This window comes from Streptomyces sp. NPDC002125, from assembly GCF_053593715.1.
In genome coordinates, this window is record NZ_JBSFDD010000033.1 from 16,928 (window position 1) to 40,303 (window position 23,376).

General features: G+C 71.6%; 24 protein-coding genes, 1 tRNA gene and 2 pseudogenes. 20 read left to right on the forward strand and 7 right to left on the reverse strand.

Features of this window, described 5'->3' with window-relative positions; translation table 11 throughout:
• Positions 1-63 precede the first annotated feature (63 nt).
• From ACWCQM_RS35810 to ACWCQM_RS35840, 7 genes are all read left to right on the forward strand, one after another.
• The gene (locus ACWCQM_RS35810) at positions 64-420 is read left to right on the forward strand and encodes an ATP-binding cassette domain-containing protein (protein WP_450919246.1); all 357 of its coding nucleotides are present in this window, start codon (positions 64-66) and stop codon (positions 418-420) included.
• Positions 421-471: 51 nt separating this feature from the next.
• Entirely contained in the window at positions 472-1,173 is a 702-nt protein-coding gene (locus tag ACWCQM_RS35815; protein ID WP_450919247.1) for a hypothetical protein, read from the forward strand.
• A gap of 7 nt (positions 1,174-1,180) precedes the next feature.
• Positions 1,181-1,810, forward strand: coding sequence for a MauE/DoxX family redox-associated membrane protein (locus ACWCQM_RS35820; protein ID WP_450919248.1), 630 nt, complete (start codon positions 1,181-1,183; stop codon positions 1,808-1,810).
• Positions 1,786-2,361 (forward strand): hypothetical protein, encoded by a 576-nt coding sequence (locus tag ACWCQM_RS35825; protein WP_450919249.1) that lies wholly within the window; start codon positions 1,786-1,788, stop codon positions 2,359-2,361. The genes ACWCQM_RS35820 and ACWCQM_RS35825 overlap by 25 nt, the downstream gene beginning before the upstream one ends.
• Positions 2,358-3,275 carry a peptidoglycan-binding domain-containing protein gene (locus ACWCQM_RS35830; RefSeq protein WP_450919250.1) on the forward strand — a complete coding sequence of 306 codons (918 nt, stop codon included), beginning with the start codon at positions 2,358-2,360 and terminating at the stop codon, positions 3,273-3,275. The genes ACWCQM_RS35825 and ACWCQM_RS35830 overlap by 4 nt, the downstream gene beginning before the upstream one ends.
• Entirely contained in the window at positions 3,276-3,464 is a 189-nt protein-coding gene (locus ACWCQM_RS35835) for a hypothetical protein (RefSeq protein ID WP_450919251.1), read from the forward strand.
• Between the two features lie 72 nt (positions 3,465-3,536).
• The gene (locus ACWCQM_RS35840) at positions 3,537-4,037 is read left to right on the forward strand and encodes a hypothetical protein (RefSeq protein ID WP_450919252.1); all 501 of its coding nucleotides are present in this window, start codon (positions 3,537-3,539) and stop codon (positions 4,035-4,037) included.
• 170 nt (positions 4,038-4,207) lie between these two features.
• Here the strand turns inward: ACWCQM_RS35840 and selD are convergent, their stop codons facing one another.
• Positions 4,208-5,251, reverse strand: a complete 1,044-nt coding sequence (selD, locus tag ACWCQM_RS35845; protein WP_450919253.1) for a selenide, water dikinase SelD — start codon at positions 5,249-5,251, stop codon at positions 4,208-4,210.
• A gap of 56 nt (positions 5,252-5,307) precedes the next feature.
• On the opposite strand from selD, the gene ACWCQM_RS35850 reads away from it, so the two are divergent.
• The 4 genes from ACWCQM_RS35850 to ACWCQM_RS35865 all read left to right on the forward strand — a co-directional run bounded on the left by ACWCQM_RS35850 (position 5,308) and on the right by ACWCQM_RS35865 (position 9,294).
• Positions 5,308-5,401, forward strand: a tRNA-Sec gene (locus ACWCQM_RS35850).
• Between the two features lie 19 nt (positions 5,402-5,420).
• Positions 5,421-6,743 (forward strand): L-seryl-tRNA(Sec) selenium transferase, encoded by a 1,323-nt coding sequence (selA, locus tag ACWCQM_RS35855; RefSeq protein WP_450919254.1) that lies wholly within the window; start codon positions 5,421-5,423, stop codon positions 6,741-6,743.
• A 2-nt stretch (positions 6,744-6,745) separates the two neighbouring features.
• On the forward strand, positions 6,746-8,518 hold the full coding sequence (selB, locus tag ACWCQM_RS35860) for a selenocysteine-specific translation elongation factor (RefSeq protein WP_450919255.1): 1,773 nt from the start codon (positions 6,746-6,748) through the stop codon (positions 8,516-8,518).
• Positions 8,519-8,703: 185 nt separating this feature from the next.
• Positions 8,704-9,294, forward strand: a complete 591-nt coding sequence (locus ACWCQM_RS35865; protein ID WP_450919256.1) for a TetR family transcriptional regulator — start codon at positions 8,704-8,706, stop codon at positions 9,292-9,294.
• A gap of 12 nt (positions 9,295-9,306) precedes the next feature.
• Here the strand turns inward: ACWCQM_RS35865 and ACWCQM_RS35870 are convergent, their stop codons facing one another.
• On the reverse strand, positions 9,307-10,326 hold the full coding sequence (locus ACWCQM_RS35870; protein WP_450919257.1) for an SMP-30/gluconolactonase/LRE family protein: 1,020 nt from the start codon (positions 10,324-10,326) through the stop codon (positions 9,307-9,309).
• Between the two features lie 198 nt (positions 10,327-10,524).
• Between ACWCQM_RS35870 and ACWCQM_RS35875 the strand changes: the two genes are divergently transcribed.
• Positions 10,525-12,327 carry a flavin-containing monooxygenase gene (locus tag ACWCQM_RS35875; RefSeq protein WP_450919258.1) on the forward strand — a complete coding sequence of 601 codons (1,803 nt, stop codon included), beginning with the start codon at positions 10,525-10,527 and terminating at the stop codon, positions 12,325-12,327.
• Between the two features lie 356 nt (positions 12,328-12,683).
• Positions 12,684-13,517 carry a PIG-L family deacetylase gene (locus tag ACWCQM_RS35880; RefSeq protein WP_450919259.1) on the forward strand — a complete coding sequence of 278 codons (834 nt, stop codon included), beginning with the start codon at positions 12,684-12,686 and terminating at the stop codon, positions 13,515-13,517.
• A 42-nt stretch (positions 13,518-13,559) separates the two neighbouring features.
• Here the strand turns inward: ACWCQM_RS35880 and ACWCQM_RS35885 are convergent, their stop codons facing one another.
• From ACWCQM_RS35885 to ACWCQM_RS35900, 4 genes and pseudogenes are all read right to left on the reverse strand, one after another.
• A complete protein-coding gene (locus ACWCQM_RS35885; protein ID WP_450919260.1) occupies positions 13,560-14,765 on the reverse strand; it encodes a metallophosphoesterase in 1,206 nt (401 codons plus the stop codon).
• Between the two features lie 59 nt (positions 14,766-14,824).
• Positions 14,825-15,055: pseudogene (locus ACWCQM_RS35890) on the reverse strand (DUF4246 family protein); the annotation flags it as partial.
• A 15-nt stretch (positions 15,056-15,070) separates the two neighbouring features.
• Positions 15,071-15,214 (reverse strand): annotated as a pseudogene (locus ACWCQM_RS35895) (DUF4246 domain-containing protein); the annotation flags it as partial.
• A gap of 46 nt (positions 15,215-15,260) precedes the next feature.
• Positions 15,261-15,971 (reverse strand): class I SAM-dependent methyltransferase, encoded by a 711-nt coding sequence (locus ACWCQM_RS35900; protein WP_450919261.1) that lies wholly within the window; start codon positions 15,969-15,971, stop codon positions 15,261-15,263.
• 353 nt (positions 15,972-16,324) lie between these two features.
• On the opposite strand from ACWCQM_RS35900, the gene ACWCQM_RS35905 reads away from it, so the two are divergent.
• The 7 genes from ACWCQM_RS35905 to ACWCQM_RS35935 all read left to right on the forward strand — a co-directional run bounded on the left by ACWCQM_RS35905 (position 16,325) and on the right by ACWCQM_RS35935 (position 22,525).
• On the forward strand, positions 16,325-17,209 hold the full coding sequence (locus ACWCQM_RS35905) for a HipA family kinase (protein WP_450919262.1): 885 nt from the start codon (positions 16,325-16,327) through the stop codon (positions 17,207-17,209).
• A complete protein-coding gene (locus tag ACWCQM_RS35910) occupies positions 17,206-17,589 on the forward strand; it encodes a DUF3037 domain-containing protein (RefSeq protein WP_450919263.1) in 384 nt (127 codons plus the stop codon). The genes ACWCQM_RS35905 and ACWCQM_RS35910 overlap by 4 nt, the downstream gene beginning before the upstream one ends.
• A 202-nt stretch (positions 17,590-17,791) precedes the next feature.
• On the forward strand, positions 17,792-18,553 hold the full coding sequence (gene fabG / locus ACWCQM_RS35915; protein ID WP_267077016.1) for a 3-oxoacyl-ACP reductase FabG: 762 nt from the start codon (positions 17,792-17,794) through the stop codon (positions 18,551-18,553).
• A 22-nt stretch (positions 18,554-18,575) separates the two neighbouring features.
• Positions 18,576-19,331 (forward strand): SDR family oxidoreductase, encoded by a 756-nt coding sequence (locus ACWCQM_RS35920; RefSeq protein ID WP_450919264.1) that lies wholly within the window; start codon positions 18,576-18,578, stop codon positions 19,329-19,331.
• A gap of 119 nt (positions 19,332-19,450) precedes the next feature.
• Positions 19,451-21,031, forward strand: a complete 1,581-nt coding sequence (locus tag ACWCQM_RS35925) for an ABC transporter substrate-binding protein (RefSeq protein WP_450919265.1) — start codon at positions 19,451-19,453, stop codon at positions 21,029-21,031.
• Positions 21,032-21,121: 90 nt separating this feature from the next.
• Entirely contained in the window at positions 21,122-21,841 is a 720-nt protein-coding gene (ung, locus tag ACWCQM_RS35930) for a uracil-DNA glycosylase (protein ID WP_450919266.1), read from the forward strand.
• A gap of 75 nt (positions 21,842-21,916) precedes the next feature.
• Positions 21,917-22,525 (forward strand): hypothetical protein, encoded by a 609-nt coding sequence (locus ACWCQM_RS35935; protein WP_450919267.1) that lies wholly within the window; start codon positions 21,917-21,919, stop codon positions 22,523-22,525.
• Positions 22,526-22,850: 325 nt separating this feature from the next.
• Here the strand turns inward: ACWCQM_RS35935 and ACWCQM_RS35940 are convergent, their stop codons facing one another.
• Positions 22,851-23,363 carry a DinB family protein gene (locus ACWCQM_RS35940; RefSeq protein ID WP_450919268.1) on the reverse strand — a complete coding sequence of 171 codons (513 nt, stop codon included), beginning with the start codon at positions 23,361-23,363 and terminating at the stop codon, positions 22,851-22,853.
• Between the last annotated feature and the right edge of the window lie 13 nt (positions 23,364-23,376).

The window sequence follows — 23,376 nt, forward strand, 5'->3', positions numbered from 1 at the left end:
CGAGCTGATCCGCCTGCGAGATGCCGTCGGGCCGTGCGGACATAGGGTGCCTCACCGAGCCCCATGATCGGAGCCGTCACGATCTTGTTCAGCTCGTCGAATGTCCTGGCGCAGGCCGCGAGCACCGGCGTACGGCTCGACCAGGTCTCCTTCCGTTACGGCGAGGGGCCACGGGTGCTCGACGGCATCACCCTCGACATCCCCTCCGGTCAACGTGTGGCCGTCGTCGGCGTGTCCGGGGCGGGCAAGACCACGCTCGCCGACGTGGTCGCAGGCACCCACCTGCCCGAGGCCGGGAGGGTGACCCGCCCAGACCGACGCTCAGGCGCGGCAACCGGCCCTCGCCCGCCTGCTGCTCGCCGACGCCGATCCGGCTCCCGGCGATTTCGTGCGATTGACAGGGGCATGACTTTTGCCTAGTTTCCTCAGCGGCTGCGGTGTCACACCGGACCCCGCCCCGGGAGGATGCATATGGCCGCATCGTTCGTCACTCATCGCGCGCTCGACGGCGGGACGTACCACCTGGAGGGCGGCATCGATCTCCAGGCCCCGTGCACTTCGGCCGTCGAAGTGGTCGCCGGCGGCAGGCTGGTCGAGTTCACCGCCGGGCCCGCCTCCCTGGGGGACGATGTCGCCGCCTCCCTGGGCATCGAGTCACCCGAATCCGAGCTCACCTTCCAGAAGGGCACTCTGCGCATCTTCCGGTCGGTCGAGCGCGAGCCGCGCTCCGGGCTCGTGGAGCGGCCGGTGCTCGTCGTGTGGCGCGGCGAGCGCCACTCACTGGTGACGCGGCTGTACGGCCTGGACGTGGCGGCGGTGCTCGGGCTGCTCCGGTCGGTCCGTATCGCGGAGAGCGAGTACGGGCTCACCCTCCAGCCGGACGCCTCGGCCGGAAGCGCCTTCGCGCGGCCCGCGACGGTGATCAAGGAGGTGCCCGGCCTCGGGCTGCTGGAACTGTCCCGGCGCACGAAGGAACACACCGCCCAGTTACCGCCCTGGAAGGGGGTGGCGGTCGCGTCCGGAGAGCTCTTCCGCGACACGCTCTCCGACGGCAGTCCCTTCTTCGTGCTCTCCTCGACCGAGATCTGGGCCACGCTGGTGCCGCTCGCGTCGACTCCTGTCGAGCGGGTGCCCGAGCTCGTGGGGCGGCTCACGCTGCGGCGCACCGGGTGATCCGGCGGTGATCGGCTTCTGCGGGGGACTGACAGCCTCCGTCGTCATCCTGACCCTGCTCCTGGGGGCGGGCTCCCATGCCCTGGCTCCGGCCGCCCTGGGTGAGGCGCTGTGGGCGCACGGCGTGCTGGGCCCGTGGCTCCGCCGGTCTGCGGCCGTCGCACTGCCGGTCGCCGAGGGTGCCCTGGGGGCGATCGGCGCGATCGCGCTCCTGACGGGCCACCAGAGGGTGCTGCAGGCAGTGCTCGTCGCCGGTGGCGCACTCTTCGGGCTGTACGCCGCCTACACGCGGCACGTCCTCGCCCTCGGCCGTGGCGGGCCGTGCGGCTGCTCCGGCCGGGATCTGCCCCTGAGCCGCTGGGTGACCCGGCGGGCCACGGCCCTCGCGGTGCTGGCGATCACCGGCGCCCTCGCCGTCGGGGCCGGACCCGTACGGCTGTCCACGCCGGAGCTGGTCACGCTGCTGCTCGCTGCCGCCGCCTGCACCGCACTGCTGTGGTCCCTGCCCGCCGCCATGCACGAGCCGACCCCAGTGCCCGTCCACCCGAACAGGGCCCCTGCTCACCAGCAAGCCGAGACCGTGCACAGGACCGCCGAAGGAGGGCCGACGCGATGGACTTCACCACCAGCGCTCTGATCGCCTCGTGGGCTGCGATCGCGCTGCTCGCACTGGTCGTCTCAGGGCTGATCAGGCAGGTGCACCAGCTGTCACGGACGCAGCCGCACCGCCCCGGACGCGTGGGCATCGCCCCTGGCGCCCAGGCTCCCGGCCTCGACGCGGCCCGGCCCGGCCCGGCAGGACTCGACGGCCTCCTGGCACCGGGGCGCGTCGCGCTGCTGCTCTTCCTCGACGCGGACTGCCGCACCTGCGGCCAGGTGCTCGCCGAGGCCGGTGCCTGGACGGCCCGTCAGGCCGACGACGCGGCCACCCCGCAGGTCCTCGGGCTCTACGCGAATTCCGGGCCGAAGGGCGACGCGGGTTCCGGGCCGGAGGGCGTCGAGGGCGCCGTCCCGGTCAGGGACCACCGTCCGGAGCTGTTCGCGGCCTATGACATACCCGCCACCCCCTACGCGGTGGTCATCGATCCGGAACGCCGGATCGTGCGTTCCGAGCCGCTCGGTTCTCCCACCGCGCTGCTGCGGCTGCTCGACGACATCGCGCCCGCAACGCCGAGGAGCCGGCCATGACCTCACTCGACGACGTGCCCATGCTGCGCCGCTCAGGTGCCGGTCGCCGCCGGTCCAGGACCGGGCGTGGAGCGCTCTCCTCCTTCGCGCCGTCCAGGCGCACCGTGCTGCAGTCGGCGACCGCCGTGGGATTCGCGGCGCTGGGGGTGTTCTCCGCCGCCAGGGAGGCGTACGCCGACGGATACGACATCTGGACCGGCGCGTGCCCGAGTTACGCCGAGGACCACAACTGCTCCCCGGGCTGCGGCCCCAGCACCGTCTACGCCGACGCGTGCGTGACATCGGGAACGAACACCGGCTTCCACAGGACGGACGGAGTCACCTGGACCCTGCGTCCCAACCAGTGCTACGCCGGTACGTACGACGGCTGGCTGTGGCGCTACAGCGCGGCCTGCGGCAACTGCGGCTGCGGCATCGAGCGGCGCTGCCACGACGGCTACCGCAACACGGGCTCAGGCTGGGTGAAGTCCATCTGCCGCTGGACCACCGACTGCGACTGCCCCGGCTCGGTCGGCTGGCCGACCATCGGCCGCGGTGCCACCGGGCCCGACGTCCACACCGTCCAGCATCTGCTCACCCACCACGGCCATCCCACGGACGCCGACGGCATTTTCGGGCCCGACACCGAGGCGCAGGTCGAGGCGTTCCAGTCGGCGAACGGCCTCGGCGCCACGGGCAGCGTCAGCGCGGCCACCTGGCCGGTCCTGATCGTCACCGTGCGCCAGGGAGACGTGAACGACGCCGTGCGGGGCGCGCAGCGGCAGCTCAACAAGCACGGCCACGCGCTCACCGTCGACGGGAACTTCGGTGCGCTCACCCGGCAGGCCGTCGTCGCGTTCCAGTCCCTGCACGGGCTGACCACCGACGGTGTGATCGGTCCGAACACCTGGCTCACACTGACCGGGACGGTCTAGGTGGGCGAGTCCGTCCGTTCCGCGGACCGGCCGGGCGGCGCCCGTGCCGTGCGGGCGCTGCTCACCGATCCCGTGCTGCCGGTCGCGGTCCTGGGGCTCGCGGTGATCGCGGCGGTCCTTCACGCGCCCGTGCTGACCTGGGCGATCACCGGTGGTCTGGCCGGCTACTCGCTCTCCGGATCCGTTTGAACGCGTAACAGCGCATTCGCGCTGGCCTCGCCAGGTTGGCGGGCGACGTACAGACAGGCGCTGGTACTCGGCGTGTTCACCTGCGGTCTGCTGGCCGGCGGGGTGCTGACGGCCGGGGTGCTGTGGCTCCTGTCCGGTCTCTTCACGCCGCTCCCGCCCGGGGTGCGGCAAGGGCTGATCGTCGCCGTCGCCCTGATCGCCGCGCTGCGCGACGCCGGCAAGCTGTCACTGAGGCTGCCGCAGAACGCCCGGCAGATACCGCAGGACGTCCTGCGGCGTCATCTGACGCGCGGCGCCCTGCAGTTCGGCTTCGAGCTGGGGACGGGCGTGCGCACGTACGTGTCGGCGAGCGCGCCGTACGCGATGGCGGTGGCGGTGCTCCTGTCCGGGGGCTCCTGGGTTCCCGCCCTGGCGGCCGGACTCGGCTTCGGAGCGGGGCGGGCCCTCACTCCGGCGCTGCGCAGAGTTTCCGGGAACGGGGAGCGCTGGGACGACCTGCTCGCGGGCCGGCTGAGCGGCATGACCCTCGCGTGCTCCGCGCTGATCACCGCTGCCGCCTGTGCGGTCCGGTAGCGGCGCCCCCGCCTCGCCGCGCGGCTGGTGGAGCATCTTCTTCAACGACCCGCAGCTGATTCCGGACGCGCTGACCACGAGCCACGACAACCACCTGCACATCCGCTACCGGGGGCGGGACCGGCCACGGGACCTGGCCCCGCCCGCGGACCCGCGGGCGTCCGCAGTGCTCAGCGGATCACCAACGTCGTGCCGGCCACGGCGGGAACCAGCTCCCCGATGACCGGATGCCCGGGCAGTTCTCCGGCGACCAGCAGACCGCCGGAGGTCTGCGCGTCGGCGAGCAGGTTCAGCCGGTCCTCGTCCGCCCGTCCCGCGTCGAGGTGCGGGCGCACCCATGCGAGGTTGCGCAGGGTGCCACCGCTGACGTACCCGGCCCGCAGGGACTCCCAGGCGCCGTCGAGCACGGGGACGGCGGCGGCGTCCACCACGGCGGTGACACCGCTGGCCCTGGCCAGCTTGTGCAGATGACCGAGCAGCCCGAACCCGGTCACATCGGTGGCGCACACCGCGCCGGCCTCCAGGGCAGCGGCGGCGGCCTTGTCGTTGAGCGTCGCCATGGTCGCGACGGCGTGCGCGAAGACCTCACCGGTCCGCTTGTGGCGGTTGTTGAGTATCCCGACGCCCAGCGGCTTGGTCAGGGTCAGCGGCACGCCCGGCCGTCCGGCGTCATTGCGCAGCAGCCGCTCCGGATCCACCAGACCGGTCACCGCCATCCCGTAGAGCGGTTCCGGGCTGTCGACGCTGTGTCCGCCGCCGACGAAGCAACCGGCGCCGCGGGCGACGTCCAGCGCACCCCCCAGGACCTCCCCGGCCAGTTCGGCGGGCAGTACGTCACGGGGCCAGCCCAGCAGGTTGAGCCCCACGACGGGCCGGCCGCCCATCGCGTAGACGTCGGAGAGCGCGTTGGCCGCGGCGATCCGCCCCCAGTCGCGGGCGTCGTCGACGACGGGCGTGAAGAAGTCGGCCGTCGACACCAGCGCGGTGCCGTCACCGGTGAGCACCACCGCGGCGTCGTCGCCGTCCCCGAGCCCTACCAGCAACCGGTTTGCGTCGCTGTCGCCCGCCTGTCCGGGCGTCCACTGCGGCAGCAGTCCCGCGACCATCGCCTCCAGTTCACCCGGAGGGATCTTGCAGGCGCAGCCGCCGCCGTGTGCGAACCGGGTCAGACGCGGGGGCCCTGCCGGTCCGCCGGTGGCGCCAACTGTCGTCATACGGCGATCATTTCACCTCTTGCCCCAGCAGTGTGCGGGGACCACAATCTTGCTCCGGAGGCGTTGGGCGGGCTGGTGCCCCTCCCGATCTTCAAAATCGGTGTGGTCCGGCATCCGGGCCAGGCGGGTTCGATTCCCGTCCGCCTCCGCTGACTTCGATCGGGGTGGCGTGGTGACGGACCGGACGGACGAGCCGCCCGCGGACACCCGGAGGTCGGTGCCGAGCACCACCGTGCTCCTCGGCGACCCCCGGCTGAGCGAGGCGTCCGCACGGCTGGGCAGGCCCGCGGTCAAGGCCGCGGTCGGCACCGCCCAGCAACTCGTACGCGACGGCCGGATCGCCCCGGCCGACGCGGTCCAGGCCGTTCTCGCCGCGCTGCCCGTACACCTTGCGGGACTGAGCCCCGTGCATAACGCCACCGGCGTGGTGCTGCACACCAATCTGGGACGGGCGCCGCTGTCGCGGCCCGCGCTGGAGGCGATGACGGCGGCCGGGGGATACACGGACGTCGAGCTCGACCTCACCACCGGCAAGCGTGCGCCGCGAGGCCGCACCGCCCTGGCGGCGCTGCGCGAGGCGGTGCCGGCCGCGGAAGCCGTGCACGTGGTCAACAACGGAGCCGCCGCCCTGGCCCTGGCGGCGGTGACACTGGCCCCGGGTCGCGACATCCTGCTCAGCCGGGGCGAGTTCGTGGAGATCGGCGACGGCTTCCGGATACCCGAACTGCTGACCTCCTGCGGCGCACGGATACGGGAGGTCGGCACCACCAACCGGACCCGAATCGGCGACTACGCGGACGCGGCCGGCCCCGAGACCGGCTTCATCCTCAAGGTCCACCCCTCGAACTTCACGGTGAGCGGCTTCACCGGGGGAGTGGACGCCGAGGAACTGGCCTCCCTGGGCCTGCCCCTCGTCGTCGACATCGGCTCCGGCCTCCTCGCTCCCGACCCGGTGCTTCCGGACGAGCCCGACGCGGCCACGGCCCTGCACGCCGGAGCCGCCCTCGTCACCGCCAGCGGGGACAAGCTGCTCGGCGGGCCGCAGTCGGGGCTGGTCCTCGGCAGCGCCGCCGTCGTGGAACGGATGCGCCGCCACCCGCTGGCCCGCGCCCTGCGCGTGGACAAGTTCACCCTGGCCGCCCTGGAAGCGACCCTGCGCGGACCCGAACCACCCGTCCGCACCGCCGTGCACATGCCGCTGCCGCGCCTGCGCGACCGCACCCGGCGTCTGGCCGATGACGTCGCGCGCCGAGGCGTCGACGCCCGCGTCGTACCCCACGACGCGGTGGTCGGAGGAGGCGGTGCGCCCGGGACCGTTCTGCCCTCCTGCGCGCTCAGCCTCCCCGGCGACCTGGCCCAACCGCTGCGCACCGGCGCACCGGCCGTGCTCGGACGGGTGCTGCGTGGACGGCTGCTGCTGGACCTCCGGTGCGTCCCGGAGGCGTACGACAGCGACGTCCTCGCAGCGGTGCTGCGCGCGGCAGGGCGGTGATCATGCGGGTCGTCGCGACGGCGGGACACGTCGACCACGGCAAGAGCACACTGATCCACGCACTGACCGGCACCCACCCCGACCGCCTGGCGGAGGAGCGGCGCCGTGGCCTGACCATCGACCTGGGCTTCGCGTGGACGGACCTGCCGTCCGGCGAACGGATGGCGTTCGTCGACGTACCGGGACACGAGAGGTTCGTGCCCACCATGCTCGCCGGTGTGGGGCCCGTGCCCGCCGTGCTGTTCGTCGTCGCCGCCGACGAGGGCTGGAAGGCCCAGTCCGCCGAGCACCTGGCCGCCGTGGACGCCCTCGGCGTACGGCACGGGCTGCTCGTCGTCACCCGGTGCGACACGGCCGACCCGGGCCCCGCCACCGCGCAGGCCCGCGCCCGGATCGGGCCCAGCAGCCTCGGCGGCGTCGAGGCCGTGGCGGTCAGCGCCCGCACCGGCGAGGGACTCACCGAACTGCGGGCCGCCCTCGACCGGCTGGCCGCGCGGCTGCCTGTCGGTGACGCCGACTCCCCGGTGCGGCTGTGGATCGACCGGGCCTTCACGGTGCGCGGCAGCGGACTGGTGGTCACCGGAACCCTGGGCGCCGGGCGGATCAGCGCGGGCGACGTCCTGGTGACCGCCCGCTCCGGCCGTTCCGCGGGCGTCAGGGCGCTGCACACCCTCGGCGAGGAGACCGGGCCGGTACGGGCCACCGCACGGGTCGCCGTCAACCTCCGAGGGCTCGACAAGGAGTCGACGGGCCGTGGTGACGCCCTGCTCACGCCCGGCGGCTTCCTCCCCTGCCTGCGCTGCGACGTGCGCGTGCACGGCGGAGCACCGGCCACGGAACTGCCCCGCACCGCTGTCGTCCACATCGGCTCCGCGGCCGTGCCCGTACATGTGCGGGCACTCGGTCCGGAGATCGTCCGGCTGACCCTCCCGGCACCCCTGCCGCTGCGTATCGGCGACCGCGCCGTGCTGCGCGACCCCGGCCTGCGGCGGGTGCTCGCCGGCCTGACGGTGCTCGACCCCCAGCCACCGGAACTGCGGCGCCGTGGCGCGGCGGCACGGCGGGCGGCCGAGCTGGGCGCCGCCGACGGCACCCCGGACGAGGCGTCCGAGCTGCGGCGCCGACTGCTGGTCGGACGCGGGGAGCTGACCGCGATGGGCGTGACCGTCCACACCGCGCCTGTCGCGGGCGACTGGCTCGCCGACCCCGCGCACTGGACCACCCTCCGTGCCCGGCTGGCCGAAGTGGTGGCGGCCCACCTCGTCGAGCGGCCCACCGAGGACGGCGTACCGGTGGAAGCCGCTCGGCACCGGCTGGGGCTGCCGGCCGTCTGCCTCGTGGAGGCACTGGTCACGCCGCCCCTGCGGCTGAGCCGTGGGCGCGTGACCGCAGGGCCGGCCGCACAGCCCGCCCCGGTGACGGACGCGGTGCGCCGGCTCGTCGCCGAACTCGACGGGCGGCCCTTCGCCGCGCCCCACTCCCAGCGGCTCGCGGAACTCGGCTTCGGCCGCCGTGAACTCGCCACGGCGGCCCGCCACGGAGCGATACTGCGGCTCACGGGGAACGTGGTGCTGCTGCCGGACGCTCCCCGTCTGGCGGCCGACCGGCTGAGCGAACTCGCCCAGCCGTTCACCGTGGGGGAGGCGAGCCGAGCCCTGGACACCAGCCGACGTGTCACCGTCCCCCTGCTGGAGCACTGCGACGGCCAGGGCATCACACAGGTGCTCCCCGACAGGCGCCGCCGGTGCGCGCCGTCGGCCACCGCCCCGGGCTGACCTCCGTCCCGCGACCACGACGCTCGACCGTGAAGGGGGTGGCAGCCGACGGCGGGTCCTTCCGGACTTCGCACAGCGGTCGGCACGCCCCGGCCGGGACCACTCGGAGGGCCACACCGGGGCCCGGCCGCGAAGCAGCCCGCCCGCGCCGGCTCGGTCCCCAGCTCGGCCGGTACCCTTTCGGGATGACCCAGCCCCTTATGCCCGTAGAGCGACGGCCCGCGAATCACGGGCCGAAGGTGGCTGCCCGCAACCGGGACGCCCTGATCGCCGCCGCGCGGGAGATCTTCGCGTCCCACGGGCTGGACGCTCCGCTCTCCGCCATCGCGCGTCGCGCCGGGGTCGGGCAGGGCGTTCTCTACCGGCACTTTCCCGACCGGGCGGCCGTGGCGATCGCGGTCCTCGAGGAGAACGTGCGGCAGGTCGAACAGGCGGCTGCGGCCGAGGGCGCGGGCCTCGCCGACGTACTCGGCGTCCTGACCTGGCACCTGAAGGAGTCCGCCGCGTTCCTGGGCCTGCTCCACAGCGGCGGCGCCACCGGCCACTCGGACGCGCTCGCGCACGCCCGGGACCTGTCGGGCCGGGTCGAGTCCGCGCTGCGGCACCACCTTCCGAAGAGGCACCGCCTGGGCGCGGCGGACGACCTCATGGTGGCCGTCGCCATGGTGTCCGGCGCCACCAGCGGTCCCACACGCGAGGAGCGGGAACGCCGTGCGAAGGCCGCATGGCGGCTCCTCGACGTACAGGTGGGAGCGGTCCAGCCCTTCGAGGGGTGAGAACCGTGAGCGTCAGCCGCCGTTGGACTGCCGGGTGCCCTTCCCGAGTGCGTCGAAGGTGTACAGGAAACCGCCGGCCGGTCCGCTGACGGTCATGTACGCCTTGGTCCCGCCGGGAGCGATCGCCACGTTCGTCGCCGACTCCAGCCCCTTGTCGCGGTCGGGGATCTCGACCGTCGCCAGGTGTTCGCCGTGCTCGCTGTACACGGCCATCGCGGCCCGGCCGTGGAGCGCCTGGTACAGGTTGCCGTCCGCGTCCACGGCGATCGAGTCGGTCTGGGCGATCCCGCCGTCCACGCGGATCGCGGTGTGACGGGAGGTCATGTTCCCCTCCCCGTCGAGGCGGAGGTAGGAGATCCGGTTCTGTGTGAGCTCACTGACCCACAGCCCCTGGTGGTCCGCGTCGAAGGAGATCCCGTTCGTCGCGGCGAGCCCGCCGGCGAGGACGGCGGCCTTCTCGCCGTCCCGCTCGATCCGCACCACACGCCCCTGGGCGTCGCCGGCGGACAGGCTGCGTGAGTCGCTGACGTACAGATTGCCTTCCTCGTCGAAGGCGATGTCGTCCGGGTTCATCCGCGCTCCGTCGACTTCGCCGGAGAAGAAGGTCCGCGGGTCGCTTCCGTCCGGGGCCAGGCTGACGACCTCGCCGTGGGCGTAGTCGGTGAGGTACAGCCGGCCGTCGTACGGGCTGAACTGCGCCGAGGTGTAGGCCCCCCGGTCATCCGAGTGGACGGCCCGCGACGTCTTCTTCCTGACGTCGACCCGCATCACCTTCGGCTCTCCCGCGGGTGCGGTGACGTCGACGACGATCAGTTTGCCTTCCTCGTCGAAGGTGGGGCCTTCCAGCAGTGTCATCCCGGTCTCTTCGTGTACCTCGGTCAGCTGCATGACCTGGTGGGCGCGGACGGTCCGGTCCGCACCGGCTGCCGGTGCGCCGGCGGTGGAGTCACGTGTCTCCGTACCGCATCCGGTGAGGGTCAGCGTGCCGACGGTGGCGAGTGCTGAGAGGGATCGGACCGGGAGTCGTCGCATGGGGGGGATCACTCTTCCTGTCTGCGGGTCTGCCGTCGGACCACGTGGTTCGCGTGGTCCGGTCGGGGAGCGGAGGCGCCCTGCACGCGTGTCATGGTTCACCCGTGCCGCAACCGGACAACGCTGTCCGGTAGTTGCTACCGTAACGGATGGCCGCCCGATCCGATGCGGCCGACCGATTGGAGTGAGACCCCCCACATGACAACCACTCAAGCGCCGGGCCCCGACGACCTCGGCGCCCTCAGGCAGCGCTACAGCCTCGAACGTGAACGGCGGGTACGGCCCGACGGCGCCCGCCAATACCGTGGTACGGAAGCGGAGTTCGGCTACTACGCCGACGATCCCTACGCGGGGGACGTCGCGGGACGCGAGCCGCTCCTGGACACGGTCGACGTCGCGGTCGTCGGCGGCGGGTTCGGCGGCATCCTCGCCGGGGCGCGGATGCGGCAACAGGGCGTGGGACGGGTGCGGATCGTCGAGAAGGGCGGCGACTTCGGCGGCACCTGGTACTGGAACCGCTATCCGGGCATCCACTGCGACATCGAGTCGCACGTCTATCTGCCGATGCTCGACGAGACCGGCTACGTGCCGGAGTGGAAGTACGCACCCGGCGAGGACATCCGCCGCCACGCGGTGCGCATCGCCGAGAAGTACGACCTCTACACCGACGCCCTGTTCTCCACCGCCGTCACCTCGCTCACCTGGGACGAGACATCCGAGACGTGGATCGTGGCCACCGACCGGGGCGACGCCTTCCACGCCACGTACGTCGTCACGTCCACCGGCACCATGTCCGAACCCAAGCTGCCCGGGATACCCGGCATCGAGACCTTCCGGGGCCACACCTTCCACACGTCACGCTGGGACTACTCCTACACCGGCGGCACCCCGGACGGCGGCATGACCGGCCTCGCCGGCAAGCGGGTGGGCATCGTGGGCACCGGAGCCACCGGTGTCCAGGCCATCCCGATGCTGGCCGAGGACGCCGGACACGTCTACGTCTTCCAGCGCACCCCCTCCAGCGTGGACGTCCGCGACAACCGCCGTACCGCGGCCGCCGATGTCGGTGCCGACCGGGAGGGCTGGGCCCGCGAACGTCGCCAGAACTTCCTGCGCATCGTCTCCGGCGAGACGGCCGACCAGGACCTCGTCGCCGACGGCTGGACCGCCTCGGCCGCTCTTCTGGAAAAGCTCCTGCCCAGCTTCCGCCGCGACGAGGAGGGACAGTCCTTCGAAGCCGCCTACGAGCTCGCCGACGCCACGAAGATGAACGAGCTGCGCGCCCGTGTGGCGCGGACGGTCACCGACCCGGAGACGGCGGAGAAGCTCAAGCCCTGGTACCGGTACGCCTGCAAGCGCCCCACGTTCTCCGACAAGTACTACGCCGCGTTCAACCGCGACAACGTCACCCTGGTGGACACCGCCGACACCCACGGCATCGAGCGCATCACCGAGCACGGGGCCGTCATCGGCGACGACACCTACGAACTCGACTGCCTGATCTTCGCCACGGGCTTCTCCGTCGGCGTGTCCGGCATCCTCTCAGGCAATCTGCCCGTCCACGGCCGGGGCGGCACCCAGCTCCTGCACGCCTGGGCGCAGCAGGGCCCGCGGACTCTGCACGGCTTCACGGGCAACGGTTTCCCGAACCTGATCCACATGGGGTCCCTGCACAACGCCAGCAGCGTCAACTTCACGCACGTACTCGACGAGCAGGCCGTCCATGCTGCCGCTCTCGTCGCCGCGGCGGAGACCGAGAGGGCCCTGATCGAACCGTCCCCTGAGGCCGAGGACGCCTGGCTGGCCGTTCTGGCCAAGGACGCCGCGGACCACGAGTGGTTCCACGCCGAGTGCACCCCTGGCTACTACAACCGCGAAGGGCTGGGCCGCCCGAACACCGCGAGCGCCTACCCTCACGGCGCCTTCGCGTTCCATGAACTGCTCAAGCAGTGGCGCGAGGAATCCATCGGCGAGGTCCTGCGGCCCAAGGCCGTCCAGTAGGACTCCCGCGGGCCACCCCACTCCCTGCCGCACCGGCGAGGGACCGGTGAGTGACGCCGGTTCGGCCGTTCCTCCGGGCCGAACCGGCGTCAGGGACCCGAGCTCGTGGAAGGAGCGAGCAGCGCGCACGGCCGCGACAGGAAGGCGGCGGTGGCGGTCAGGCCCCGCAGAACCGATCCGCGTCCCCGGGAACAGCCGGCCGTACCGGCATGGTTGCATCGACCGAGAACGCGGCGCCGGCTCGGGCGGAACATCCGGATCCCCGGGCCGGCCGCCTCACCAGGGCCGGGCTCCGGGATCGCGGTGCTCCAGCCGCGCTCCCGGATCCCGACCGACGCATCCAGGAGGATTGGTACATGACTGACCGGCCGTTGACGCTCATGGCGGTGCACGCGCACCCCGACGACGAGGCCACCGGAACCGGAGGGATCCTCGCGCGGTACGCGGCGGAGGGCATCCGCACCGTCCTCGTGACCTGTACCGACGGCGGCTGCGGTGACGGACCGGGGGGTGTCAAGCCGGGCGAGCCCGGGCACGATCCGGCGGCCGTCGCCTCGATGCGCCGCCAGGAGCTCAAGGCCAGCTGCGACGTCCTGAAGGTCAGTGACCTGGAAATGCTGGACTACGCCGACTCCGGGATGATGGGCTGGCCCGGCAACGACGCCCCCGGATCCTTCTGGCGGACCCCGGTGGCGGAAGGTGCCGCCCGGCTCGCGGATCTCATGCGGCACTACCGGCCCGATGTGGTCGTCACCTATGACGAGAACGGCTTCTACGGCCACCCCGACCACATCCAGGCCAACCGCATCACTACGGCGGCGCTGGAGCTGACCGGGCTGACACCGAAGGTGTACTGGACGACGATGCCCCGCTCGATGATGCAGCGGTTCGGCGAGACGATGAGCGAGTTCCAGGAGGACATGCCGGAGCCGGACCCCGCGGAGGCCGCCGCGATGGCCGAGATCGGCCTCCCTGACGACGAGATCACCACCTGGGTGGACACCACCGCCTTCAGCGGGCAGAAGTTCGCCGCGCTCGCCGCGCACGCCAGTCAGGGCGAGAACATCTTCTTCCTCAAGATGGGCAAGGAGAGGTTCGGCGAGCTGATGGGCGTGGAGACCTTCGTACGTGTCAAGGACGCCACCGGCGCGGCCGTACCGGAGAACGACCTCTTCGCCGGACTCCGCTGATGTGTGCCCGCTGTGCGAGAAGCACTCCTGGCCGGAGGCGGCTCACTGCGGGGAGCGCAGCACCAGCAGGGTGATCTCGCTGGGTGCGAAGACGCGGAACGGCGGTCCCCAGAAGCCGGTGCCGCGGCTGGTGTAGAGGAGGGTGCGCGCGCCGTGGTGGCTGAGCCCGGCGAGGGCCGGCTGGTCGAGGCGGACCAGATGGTGGAAGGGCCAGATCTGGCCCCCGTGGGTGTGACCGGAGAGCTGGAGGTCGATGCCGTGGGCTGCCGCCCGGTCGATGAACTTGGGCTGGTGGGCGAGGAGGAGAACGGGGAGGCCGGGGTCGGCGCCGTCCAGAGCCCCGGCGAGATGGGCGCCGTGGCCCGCCAGGCCGGAGGACTCGGCGGTCACGTCGTCGACGCCGGCGACCACGAGCGTGTCACCGCCGCGTTCGAGCAGCAGATGGCGGTTGCGCAGCGGCTCCCAGCCCAGCTCGTCCATCAGGTCGACCCAGCCCTGGGCCTCGCTGTAGTACTCGTGATTGCCGGTGACGTAGACCCGGGCCCGGGTCGCCCGCACGGTGCCCAGGGGCTCGGCCTGGGCGCGGCGGCGTTCGGCCGTACCGTCCGCGATGTCGCCGGTGTGGCAGACCAGGTCGGCCTCCAGTGAGTTCACCGTCTCGCAGACCCGTGCCGACCAGCGGGCGCGGTCGAGCGGACCGTAGTGGGTGTCGGTGATCAGGACGACTCGGGTGCCGTCCAGCCCCGCGCCCAGGCGTGAGAGCGTGACGTCGAGCCGGCGCACGCGCGGCACGCGCCGGGCCTCGGCGTACCCCCAGGCGAGCAGCACGGCGGACACGCCCAGGACGGCCCAGGTGACGACGCGCGCCCGGTCCTGCCCGTCACCGACGCCGGACACGGTCAGGGCGAGTCTCAGCAGGACGCCGAGCAGCACGGACCAGGTGAACAGGACCCAGATGCTGCCCAGCAGCGTGTCACCGACGATCGCCCACGGGTCCTGCTGGCGCCGGCCGTGGCCGCGCATCATCGCGAGGGGCATGCCGACCAGGCCGACGCCGAAGAGCACGGTGCCGGTCAGGGAGACGGCGAGAGGCCAGTGCTGGCCGGTGTGCAGGAGAACGAAGCACGGCACGGCCCACAGCAGGACGGGGGCGACCAGGGGGATGTAGCGCATCAGGCGCTGCAGCCGGCTCGGCGGTGCCCCCTGCGCTCCACCGGACGCGGATCGGGTGTCGCTGGTATCGGTCACGCTTCCCCTCCTGGGGTTCTGTCTGCTGCTGCCGGGGAGGCCGCTGTCGTTCGTGCGGTTCAGTGCTCGCAGAGGGAGAACTCGCGCTCGTAGAGCTGCCCGTTGTGCTCGTCGACGAAGAACTTGCGTTCCCTCATGAGCTGTTCGCGGTAGCTCTCGGCCTGTTCACGCGTCATGGCCGAGGTGTCCGACCAGGGTTGCTGCGGTGGCACATCGGAGGTCGAGACGATCCGCTCCGACGGGTCGACCAGGAAGAACGCCAGAATCTTGCGCCGGCCCGGGCGGTGGGGTCCGATTTCGTCATCGGCCATCTTGTCGAACCATCCTGGCTTCGCCCGAATGTGAGCGCTGCACCGCATCATCTGAAGTTCCCGCAGCGTTCGGGGTGCCGCGAACGATAGGGAACGGGACCCCTGAAAGGGCAACGGGAAGGCAGACAGGACGGACAACTCTTCTGGCCCCTCGGAGTCGGTGTGCGGTGGCCGGAAGAATACTTCAGCGGACCGACACCGCAGCCGCAGCCGCTCGACGGGCTCGGATGAGCTGCTGGACGACGTTGGCCTTCTTGTCGGGGTGCGGAAACAGGTCGATGGCCTCGACGCGGAAGCCGTACTCGGTGAGCAGGTCTTCCCACAGCTGCGGTGCCAGGACCCACATCTGCGTCGGCAAGGGCGGGTCGTCGCGCAGCAGGATCATCTGCTCGCGCGGGGCCATCTCCGTGGAGGGACCGCGCCCGTGCAGGTCGGTGTGCAGGAGCGAGAGGATCACCGGTGCGCCCGGACGCACGCCGTCGCGCAGTGCGGGCAGCGAGCGGTGCGGGTCGATGAAGGCGAGCGTTCCGATCGCGTACGCGGCGTCGAACGCCTCGGCATCGGCCAGGTACTCGGTCACGTCTGCCCGGAAGAACTCCACGCCGTCCACGTCCGCGTGGGCGGAGACGGCGCGTTCGTGCTGGGTGGGGGACAGCTCGATGCCGGTGACGCGGGCGCCGTGGGCCCGGGCGAGATGGACGGCGTGGTGACCGGCTCCGGACCCGATGTCCAGGACACGGCGGCCGGTGACGTCGCCGAGGACTTCTGCTCCGGGCCCGACCCCTTCCCAGGGTGTCCAGCCGAGCCGGTCGGGGACGGAGGGGGTGTACGCACGGTCCAGTTGTCGCCGGCCGTAGATCTGCCAGGCCCGGGAATTGATGTCCTCGGCGGGCACGGTGCCTCCTGGGTGGGGTGGTGGGGGTGAGGTGTGCCTGATCGGTAGGGGCGGGGCCTCTACCATGCCGGGCTCGTCCGATTCAGTTCAGCCGCATCCCCTCCGCCGTGGCCCTCGCCCGGGGGCTCGGGCACTCCTCGCCGACGATCACCCTCGGTTACTATGCTCACTTCATGCCGGAAGCTGGGAGCAAGGGGCGCGGCACCGTCGACAGTCTGCCCGGGGAGCGGGCGACCGGCTTGCCGGCCGACACCCGGATTCTCCCCAGCGCCGTCGGCCGGTGATTCCTGCCTCTGCGCCCCGGACAAGTCGTCCGTGGGTCATAAGGCCGAAAAGATGGGTGGCCTGGGAAAGTGTTGAAAGAAGTCGTGGCGACCCGCTACGTCACGCCTCTGCGTGAGGGCGGCTCGCTCCCCGGGATCGTCGAGGCCGACGACCTGGGCACGTACGTCATGAAATTCACCGGAGCGGGGCAGGGCCGCAAGACCCTCGTCGCGGAGGTCATCTGCGGAGAGCTCGGCAGGAGGCTGGGGCTGCGTGTGCCGGAGCTGGTGACCATCCAGCTCGACCCCGTCATCGGTCTCGCCGAGCCGGACCAGGAGGTGCAGGAGCTCCTCAAGGGCAGCGCCGGGCTCAATCTGGGCATGGACTATCTGCCGGGTTCGCTCGGCTTCGATCCGCTCGCGTACGAGGTCGGGGCCGAGGAGGCCGGGAAGATCGTCTGGTTCGACGCGCTGATCAACAACGTCGACCGGTCGTGGCGCAATCCCAACATGCTGGTCTGGCACGGTGACCTTTGGCTGATCGACCACGGCGCCACCATGATCTGGCACCACAACTGGCCGGGCGCGCAGGCGTCGGCGGCCAAGCCCTACAACGCGTCCGACCATGTCCTCGCGCCGTTCGGGCCGGACATCGCGGCCGCCGCGGCCGAGCTGGCCCCGCTCGTCACCGAGGAACTCCTCACCGAGGTGGCGGCCGAGGTGCCCGACGAGTGGCTGGCCGGCGAACCCGGCTTCGAGACCACGGACCAGCTGCGCCGGGCATACGTGGAGCCGCTGTTGGCCCGCGCCCAGGGCATTCAGGAGCGGATCGTCATGGAAGCGCCGAGCAGGACGCGCCCCTCGCAGGCCCCGGGCTGGCTCACCGAGCACCTCACGCCCTGGCCCCACCCGACGAAGAAGGACCGCGCCGCCCAGGCGGACGCCGGACGCAGCGGCAAGGACGGCGGCCGATGAGCACGCGCGATGTCTTCGAGTACGCGGTCCTGCGCGTCGTTCCGCGCGTCGAGCGGGGTGAGTGCTTCAACGCGGGCGTGCTGGTCTACTGCCGCGCCAAGTCCTTCGTGGCCGCGCGGACGCACCTGGACGAGCACAAGCTCAAGGCGCTCGACCCGCGGGCGGACGTGGTCGGGGTGCGGGCCGCGCTGCGCGCCGTGGAAGGGGTCTGCGCGGGCGACGACGCGGCGGGCCAGGCCGCCGGTGACGATCCGGGCCGGCGCTTCCGGTGGCTCATCGCGCCGCGTTCCACGGTCGTCCAGCCGGGCGTCGTGCACAGCGGTCTGACCGCCGACCCGGCGGCCGAGGTCGAGCGGCTGCTCGACCTGCTGGTGCGCTGATCCGGCCATCGGCGCCGCCGCCCCGGAGGTGCGGAGCGGCGGCGCCGTCCGGTGTGACATGCGTCCGTGCCTCCGTGTGCCGTTGACACCGGGTGCCAGGGCTTCTAGCGTCTCGTCTGCTGAAGGTACTAAGCGGTTGCTCAGTTATCGGGAACTTCCTGACGTCCGCTGAGCCGCGATCCAAGGGCGAGGAGAACCAAGCATGTCCACCACCGAGCAGCGCGTCGCCATCGTGACGGGAGCGGCACGGGGCATCGGCGCCGCCACCGCCGTACGCCTGGCGGCCGAGGGCCGCGCCGTCGCCGTACTCGACCTCGACGAGGCGGCGTGCAAGGACACGGTCGAGAAGATCACCGACGCCGGAGGCAAGGCCCTCGCCGTCGGCTGCGATGTGTCGGACAGCGCGCAGGTGGAAGCCGCCGTCGCGCGCGTCGCCGCCGAACTCGGCGCCCCGACGATCCTCGTCAACAACGCGGGTGTGCTCCGCGACAACCTGCTCTTCAAGATGAGCGAGTCCGACTGGGACCTCGTGATGAACGTGCACCTCAAGGGCGCGTTCCTGATGGCGAAGGCCGTCCAGTCGCACATGGTCGAGGCCAAGTTCGGCCGTATCGTCTCGCTCTCCTCCTCCTCGGCGCTGGGCAACCGCGGCCAGGCCAACTACTCCGCCGTCAAGGCCGGTCTCCAGGGCTTCACCAAGACGCTCGCCAAGGAGCTCGGCAAGTTCGGCGTCACCGCCAACGCCGTGGCCCCCGGCTTCATCGTCACCGAGATGACCGCCCAGACGGCCGCCCGGGTCGGCATGGGCTTCGAGGAGTTCCAGGCCGCCGCCGCGACGCAGATCCCGGTGCAGCGCGTGGGACGTCCCGAGGACATCGCCAACGCCATCGCCTTCTTCACCGGCGACGACGCGGGCTTCGTGTCCGGCCAGGTCATGTACGTCGCCGGCGGACCGCTCAACTGACCCCGGAAGGGCTACGGACACCATGACAACGCAGGACAGTGGCAAGGTCGCGCTCATCACGGGCGCGAGCCGGGGTATCGGCTACGGCATCGCCGAGGCGCTCGTCGCACGGGGTGACAAGGTCGTCATCACGGGCCGCGGCGAGGACGCGCTGAAGGAGGCTGTCGAGAAGCTCGGCGCCGACCGCGCGGTGGGCGTCGCGGGCAAGGCCCACGACGAGGCGCACCAGGCGGCAGCCGTCGAGCGGGCCATGGAGGCGTTCGGCCGGGTCGACTACCTGGTCAACAACGCCGGTACGAACCCGGTCTTCGGGCCCATGGCCGAGCTGGATCTCAACGTGGCCCGCAAGGTCTACGAGACCAACGTGATCTCGGCGCTCGGCTTCGCCCAGCAGACCTGGAAGGCGTGGCAGAAGGAGAACGGCGGGGCGATCGTCAACATCGCCTCCGTCGCGGGAGTCTCCGCCTCGCCGTTCATCGGCGCGTACGGGATGAGCAAGGCGGCCATGGTCAACCTGACCCTCCAGCTGGCGCACGAGTTCGCGCCGGTCGTGCGGGTCAACGCGATCGCACCCGCCGTGGTGAAGACCAGGTTCGCGGAGGCGCTGTACGAGGGCCGTGAGGCCGAGGCCGCAGCCGCCTACCCGCTCGGCCGGCTCGGTGTCCCGCAGGACATCGGCGGCGCCGCCGCTTTCCTCACGTCCTCGCAGTCCGACTGGGTCACGGGGCAGACGCTGGTGGTCGACGGCGGTATTTTCCTGAACGCGGGCGTCGCCTGAGGTAGGACTGCGCCATTTTGGCCCTGATTGACTCAAGTGCCCCGCCGGGCCTGCGGATTGGCTCGGTGGGGCACTGCGGTATGGTCTGCCGACCCCAAGGCTGATCGAGGAGCGTGCACGTGTTCTACCGGGCCAGTCTGCAGGTTGCTGCAGCCCTTGCTTCCCTTTCTGTGCTGACCGGCTGCGGACTGCTGTCCGACAGCAGTTCCGAAACGGACCAGCAGATATCGGTCGGAACGACGAGCTCGCCCTCGACCCTCGATCCGGCGGCCGCGTGGGACGGTTCCTGGGAGCTGATGAGGAACGTCTTCCAGACCCTCGTGAGCTTCCCGACCGGCAGCACCAGCCCCGAGCCCGACGCGGCCGAGGAGTGCCGGTTCACCGACGCCACGAGCATGGCCTACCGGTGCACCCTGCGCTCCGGCCTGAAGTTCTCCAACGGGGAGAAGATCGACGCCGAGACCGTGAAGTACTCCATCGACCGGATCACGAAGATCAAGGTCAAGGGAGGCCCGGCCGGTCTGCTCGGCTCTCTCGACCGGGTGGAGACCAAGGGCGACGACACGGTCATCTTCCACCTCAGCAAGGCGGACGCGACCTTCCCCTTCATCCTGGCCACCCCCGCCATGTCGATCGTCCCCCCGAGCGAGTACCCGGCGGACAGCATCCGTGACGACGGCAAGGTCACCGGCTCGGGGCCGTACATCCTCGACGCGTACGAGCCGGGCAACAAGTCCGAGCTGTCGAAGAACCCCGGCTACAAGGGATTCGCCGACCGGAAGAACACCGCCGTCACCATCCGCTACTTCGAGGACTCCGAGCCGATGGTGGCGGCGCTGAAGAACAAGGAGATCGACGCCACCTACCGCGGTCTGACCGCCGAGGAGGTCATCGGTCTGGAGGACAACAAGTCGGACAACGGCGGCCTTCAGATCGTCGAGACCGTCGGCGCCGACATCCGTTTCCTCGTCTTCAACCCCAAGGACCCGGCCGCCGGGAACCCCGCCGTCCGCAAGGCCATCGCCCAGATCGTGAACCGCGACGCCCTCGTCGCCAAGGTCTACCAGGGCACCGCCGAACCGCTCTACTCCATGGTTCCCAAGGGCATCGCGGGGCACGCCACCAGCTTCTTCGACTCCTTCGGCGACCCGGACACCGCCAAGGCCGAGGCCATCCTCACCGAAGCGGGCATCACCGAGCCGGTCGAGATGACCTTCTGGTACACCACGGACCGCTACGGCTCCTCCACCGCGCCCGAGTTCGCCGAGCTCAAGCGTCAGCTGGAGGCGTCCGGACTGTTCCGCATCACGCTGAAGAGCGCGCCCTGGAAGACCTTCCAGGAGGGCTTCACCAAGGGCGACTACCCGGTCTTCGGCCGAGGCTGGTTCCCCGACTTCCCGGACCCCGACAACTTCATCGCGCCCTTCGTCGGCAAGGACAGCGTCACCGGCACTCCCTACCTCACCGAGGAGATCACCGACGAGCTGCTGCCGTCCTCCCGCAAGGAGAGCGACCGCGGCGCCGTCTCCCAGCAGTTCAAGCGGGCGCAGGAGATCCTCGTCAAGGACGTGCGGCTGCTGCCCCTGTGGCAGGGCAAGCTGTACGTGGCGGCGGGTGAGGACATCGGCGGCGGCGAGCGCGCGCTCGACCCGCAGACCGTCATGCAGATGTGGGAGCTGTACCGCAAGACCAGCTGGTAGACGGGCGGCAGCAGGCTCGGCAGGTCCGTTGTCAGTGGGCCCCGGTAAGTTCTGTGGTCAAGAACGGATTGCTTACCGGAGGTTGTGGACGTGACCGACACCGACCTGCTGCCCGAGTCCTGGCGCGGCGTCCTCGGCGAAGAGCTGCAGAAGCCCTACTTCAAGGAGCTCACGGATTTCGTCGAGGAGGAGCGGGCCAGGGGTCCGGTCTATCCGCCGCGCGAAGAGGTCTTCGCCGCGCTGGAGGCCACACCCTACGAGCGGGTGAAGGTGCTCGTCCTCGGCCAGGACCCGTATCACGGCGAGGGCCAGGGGCACGGCCTGTGCTTCTCGGTCAGGCCGGGCGTCAGGACGCCTCCCTCGCTGCGCAACATCTACAAGGAGATGAACGACGAGCTCGGCCTGCCGGTCCCGGACAACGGATATCTGATGCCGTGGGCCGAGCAGGGCGTCCTGCTGCTCAACGCGGTGCTGACGGTCCGCGGCGGCGAGGCGAACTCGCACAAGGCCAAGGGCTGGGAGAAGTTCACCGACGCGGTGATCCGGGCGGTGGCCGAGCGGCCCGACCCGGCCGTCTTCGTCCTGTGGGGGAACTACGCCCAGAAGAAGATCCCGCTGATCGACCAGGACCGCCATGTCGTGGTCAAGGGCGCCCACCCCTCGCCGCTCTCCGCGAAGAAGTGGTTCGGCTCCCGTCCCTTCACCCAGATCAACGAGGCCGTCGCCGCGCAGGGCCACGACGCCATCGACTGGCGGATCCCGGACCTGGGGACCGGAGCGAACCGCCCGGCGGCTCGGGCCCGCGCCTGAGCAGGAATGCCGATCGCTCCGGCTAGCGTCTGAGCGACCGGAACAGGCCGGGCAGTGATCAGGGAGACCTCTGTAGTGGAGCAGTGGGAAGCGTCGGGGGACGTCGTCATGACCAGGATCGGCCAGGCGATCATGCTGCTCCACGCGGGGGACAGGGAAGAGGCTCGCAACCGGTTCGGCATCATCTGGTCGGAGATCGGGGAGCACGGCGACGCCCTGCACCGCTGCACCCTCGCGCACTACATGGCCGACACCCAGGACGATCCCGGGGACGAGCTCGCCTGGGACCTCCGGGCGCTGACGGCCGCGCAGGGGCTGGCCGGCGTCGGTGGCGGGGCGGTCGCGGGCCGGGCGGACGAGGACCCCCGTGGCGAGGACTCCCGTGGCGAGGACTCCCCTGGCGAGGACTTCCCGCCCGGGTCGGTCGCAGCGTCGCCCGGGTCGGTCACGGGCCCTCCCGGGGAGCACCGGGACGCGTCGGCCGTGCGCGCCTTCTTCCCCTCGCTGCACCTGAATCTGGCAGCGGACTATCTCAAGCTCCAGCGCTTCGAGGCGGCCAGGCTCCATCTGGACCAGGCGTGGGACGCGGCCGGGGTGCTGGAGGGCGACGGGTACGGCGGAGGGATCCGTGCGGCCATCGGGCGCATGGAACAGCGGCTGCGGGGGAGCACGGCGGGGGATTGACCCGGCCGCCCCGCCGGGGCCTCGCCTCGCTGGTGCCACGCCCTGCCGGGGCCGCCTCTCCGGGGCCCGCCTCGCCGATGCCCCTCCCTGCCGGGGCCGCCTCTCCGGGGGCCCGAATCGCCGGGTGTTGCCCCGCCGAGGCCCTGCCCTGCAGGGGCCCGCTTCTCCGGTGTCCCGCCAAGGCCCCGCCCCGGCCGGTTGCCCAGCCCTTCCGCCGGTGCCCCTGCCCCTTCGCCGGGCCGCCCGGCTCCTCCGCGAGGGCCCGGGTCTCTCCGTGGGGCCCAGCACCGGCCAGAGGGCTCCCGGCCCCCGCAGGGCCCGCCTCCTACTCGCCGGTCGCGCCGTCGATCCGTTCCCGTACGAGGTCGGCGTGCCCGTTGTGCCGGGCGTACTCCTCGATCATGTGCGTGTAGATCCAGCGGAGGCTGAAGGGTGTGCCCCGCCTGCCCGTGCCGACGGAGAGGCCGTCCAGCTCCACCTTCGCCGCGTTGGCGCGGGCCGCCTCGATTTCCGCCTGCCAGGTGGTCCGGGCCTCTTCCCAGGTGTCCGCCTCGGTGACGTGGAACTCCTTGTCCGGGTCCTCGTCCGTCCCGTATACCGGCGGCAGCTCCTCGCCGGCCAACACCTCGCGGAACCAGCCCCGTTCGTTCTCCGCCAGGTGCCGTACGAGACCGAGCAGGGTGAACTCCGACGGGGGCACGGAGGCCTCCCGCAGCTGGGCGTCGGTCAGCCCCTCGCACTTCATGGCCAGCGTCGCCCGGTGGTAGTCGAGCCACCCCTCCAGCATCTGGCGCTCGGCCGCGTCGACGGCCGGCCGGGACCGTTCCTGTGTCGTCATGCGGGCCATCCTC